Annotated in this window: 3 protein-coding genes; 1 reads left to right on the top strand and 2 read right to left on the bottom strand. The window is 70.9% G+C overall.

The genetic code is table 11. The features are described from left to right. Positions 1–24: 24 nt before the first annotated feature. A complete protein-coding gene (locus ACFUVW_RS20230) occupies positions 25–1,512 on the bottom strand; it encodes an NCS2 family permease (protein ID WP_430573089.1) in 1,488 nt (495 codons plus the stop codon). A 27-nt stretch (positions 1,513–1,539) separates the two neighbouring features. Then, positions 1,540–2,079 (bottom strand): nucleoside deaminase, encoded by a 540-nt coding sequence (locus tag ACFUVW_RS20225; protein WP_430573088.1) that lies wholly within the window; start codon positions 2,077–2,079, stop codon positions 1,540–1,542. Positions 2,080–2,471: 392 nt separating this feature from the next. Between ACFUVW_RS20225 and ACFUVW_RS20220 the strand changes: the two genes are divergently transcribed. Further along, complete coding sequence (locus ACFUVW_RS20220) at positions 2,472–3,398, top strand: sulfurtransferase (RefSeq protein WP_430573087.1); 927 nt, start codon at positions 2,472–2,474, stop codon at positions 3,396–3,398. Positions 3,399–3,532: the final 134 nt, after the last annotated feature.

Below are 3,532 nucleotides of genomic sequence, written 5' to 3'. Positions count from 1 at the left end.
CGGCAGGCCCGACCGACGTTGCCGTCAGGCGCCGAGCGCCGCCGAGAGCGGGCCGCGCACGAAGTACACGAGGAAGCCCGCGGCGACCACCCACAGCAGCGGGTGCACCTCGCGCGCCCGGCCGCAGGCGAAGCGCAGCAGCACCCACGTGATGAAGCCGATCCCGATCCCGTTGGCGATGGAGTACGTCAACGGCATCGTCACGACCGTGAGGAACACCGGCAGGGCGACGGAGAAGTCGCCCAGGTCGATCTCCTTGATCTCCCGCATCATCATCGCGCCGACCACCACGAGGGCGCCGCTGGCGGCCTCGATCGGCACGACGGCGGTGAGCGGCGTGAGGAACATGGCGACCAGGAACAGGCCGCCCGTCACGACCGACGCCAGGCCGGTGCGCGCCCCCTCGCCGACGCCCGCCGCCGAGTCGACGAACACGGTGTTCGACGACGACGACGTCGCGCCGCCCACGACCGCGCCCACGCCCTCGACGACCAGCGCCGACTTGATCCGGGGGAAGTTCCCGTCCCTGTCGGCGAGGCCGCCCTGCTTCGCGAGCCCCGTCATCGTGCCCATCGCGTCGAAGAAGTTCGTGAAGAACAGCGTGAACACGAGCATCGTGGCCGCGAGCGCCCCGATGCGGTCGAAGGCGCCGAAGCTGAACTGGCCCAGCAGGGACAGGTCGGGCACGGAGACCAGCGAGTCCGGCAGGGCGGGCACCGACAGGTGCCAGCCGCCGGGGTTGTCGTCGCTCGCCGGCCCCAGCTGGAGCACGGCCTCCACGACGATCGCCACGACGGTGGTGCCGATCAGGCCGATGAGCAGGCCACCCTTGACCCCGCGGGACACGAGGATCCCCATGAGCAGCAGGCCGAACACGAAGACCATCGTCGGGACGGTGGCGATCGACCCCCCGTCGCCGAGCTGCACCGGCGGGCCGCCCTCGGTGGGGGTGACGAAGCCGGCGTCGACGAACCCGATGAAGGCGATGAACAGGCCGATGCCGACCGTGATGGCCGCCTTGAGCTGGCGCGGGACGGCGTTGAAGATGGCCGACCGCGCGCCGGTGACGGCGAGCAGCACGATGAGCAGGCCGTTGATGAGCACGAGGCCCATCGCCTCGGGCCACGTGACGTCGCCGACCACCGCCACGGCGAGGAACGAGTTGATCCCCAGCCCGGCCGCGAGCGCGAACGGGAGGTTCGCGACGAGGCCGAACAGGATGGTCAGCACGCCCGCGGCGAGGCCGGTGACCGCGCCCACCTGCGCCGTCGCGAGCCAGCCGCCCGCGACGTCGGTGGGGGCGTTCTCGGCGCTGGTGCCGCCGAGGATCAGGGGGTTGAGGATGACGATGTACGCCATCGCGAAGAAGGTCACCAGGCCGCCACGGATCTCGCGTCCCGTGGTGGAGCCTCGTTCGGTGATCTTGAACAGCCGCTCCAGCAGGCCGCGGCCGGCGGTGGAGGGCGTCTTGTCGTTCTCGGCGGTGTCCCGCCGGGTTCCCAGGATGGTCACGTCGTTGTGTCCTTTCCGGCCCGCGCGTCAGTAGTCGATGCGGGTCTCGAGGACACGCCACGCGTCGAACGGCGCGACGGCGCTGCCGGTGCGCTCGTGGCGCACGGTCATGACCCCGCCGGCGGCCCGGGTCTCGGGCAGTTCCTGGAGCCGGGAGGCGAAGAAGTCGTAGAACACGGCGTCGTCGAACCCGGCGGCGGCCGCGTCGTGGCGGTCGGCGGCGAAGTAGACGGCGTCGACGCGCGCCCACAGGGCGGAGGCGAGGCACATGGGGCACGGCTCGCAGCTCGAGTAGAGGACGGCCCCGGAGAGGTCGAACGTGCCGAGCTCGGCGCAGGCGCGCCGGATGGCGGTGACCTCCGCGTGCGCGGTGGGGTCGTTGTCCTGGGTCACGCGGTTGTTGCCCTCGATGACGCGGCCGTCACGGGTGACGACGACGGCTCCGAAGGGGCCGCCCGCGTTCGCCACGCTGTCGACGGCCAGTGCGACGGCCTTCTCGAGGTGTGCTATGTCCACGGGAACGGCCGCGCTGGGTGCCTGGGTGTTGATCACGGCATTGCGGTCCATGGTGAGTCTCCACGGTTCGGGCAGCGGCCCCCGGGTGCTCGGGTCCGTCGGCCCCTCGAGGTCCCGGTGGAGACCGGGCGCTCGGCGGGTCGCTGCAGGCGAGTTGTCCTTCATGCCGCCTGGTAGATAGCTGCCGGTGTCGGATCGATCTCGTCGACCACCGGGCTGACGTCGACGTCGACCTCAGCCCGGCCCGGGCCCGCCGTTGGCATCCGTGACGCTAACACTCGGTGACGGACACCACAAGCATTTTGGAATCACATTTCCGCATCGCGGGCGTTCGAACCTGGCATACGTCGTCTCGCATCGTGGTCCCACATGGTGGACGCGGGCTGTCGCTGCAGGTGGTGCAGTTCCTAGAGTGTCCGGGAACCCGCACAGATGGAGGAACCATGCCCGCACCCACCGACCCGACGCCGCGCCTCGCCGAGTACGCGCACCCCGAGCGCCTCGTGACGACGTCGTGGCTCGCCGAGAACCTCGACACCCCGGGCCTGGTGGTCGTGGAGTCCGACGAGGACGTCCTCCTCTACGAGACCGGCCACATCCCCGGCGCCGTGAAGATCGACTGGCACACCGACCTGCTGCAGCCGGTGGAGCGCGACTACCTCGACGGCGCCGGCTTCGCCGACCTGCTCGCGAGCCGCGGCATCTCCCGCGACACGACGATCGTGCTGTACGGCGACAAGAACAACTGGTGGGCCGCGTACACGGCCTGGGTCTTCACCCTGTTCGGCCACGAGGACGTCCGCCTGCTCGACGGCGGCCGCAACCTGTGGGTGGCCGAGGGTCGCGAGCTCACCACCGACGTGCCCTCCCCCGCCCGCGGCGACTACCCCGTCGTCGAGCGCGACGACTCGACGTTCCGCGCCTTCAAGGAGGACGTCCTGGCCCACCTCGGCAACGGCCCGCTGGTGGACATCCGCTCCCCGCAGGAGTTCTCCGGCGAGCGCCTGCACATCCCGGACTACCCGGAGGAGGGCGTGCTGCGCGGCGGGCACATCCCGTCGGCCCGCAACGTCCCGTGGGCCACCGCGGTCTCCGAGGACGGCACCTACAAGACGCGCGCCGAGCTCGAGGCGATCTACCAGGAGGGCGGCCTCGGCCTCACCACGGGCGACTCCGTGATCACGTACTGCCGCATCGGCGAGCGCTCCAGCCACACCTGGTTCGCGCTGCGCTACCTGCTCGGCATCGACGACGTGCGCAACTACGACGGCTCCTGGACCGAGTGGGGCAACGCCGTGCGCGTCCCGATCGTCGCGGGCGCCGAGCCCGGCGAGGTCCCCGCGAGCGTCAAGCAGCAGCAGGCCGCCTGACCCGCACCCCTGCGCGAGGTAGTTCGAGAGCCGGCGAGGTAGTTCCACGCTCGCCGAGGTAGTGGACTGGACCACTACCTCCAAAACACCGGCGACTACGACGACGACCTCCTCCTCCACCCCCACCTCACCCC

Origin of the sequence: Isoptericola sp. NPDC057391, assembly GCF_042668085.1 — a bacterium.
Lineage (GTDB): Bacteria > Actinomycetota > Actinomycetes > Actinomycetales > Cellulomonadaceae > Isoptericola.
Note: the sequence above shows the minus strand (reverse complement) of the source record. Positions and strands in the feature narration are given on the sequence as shown.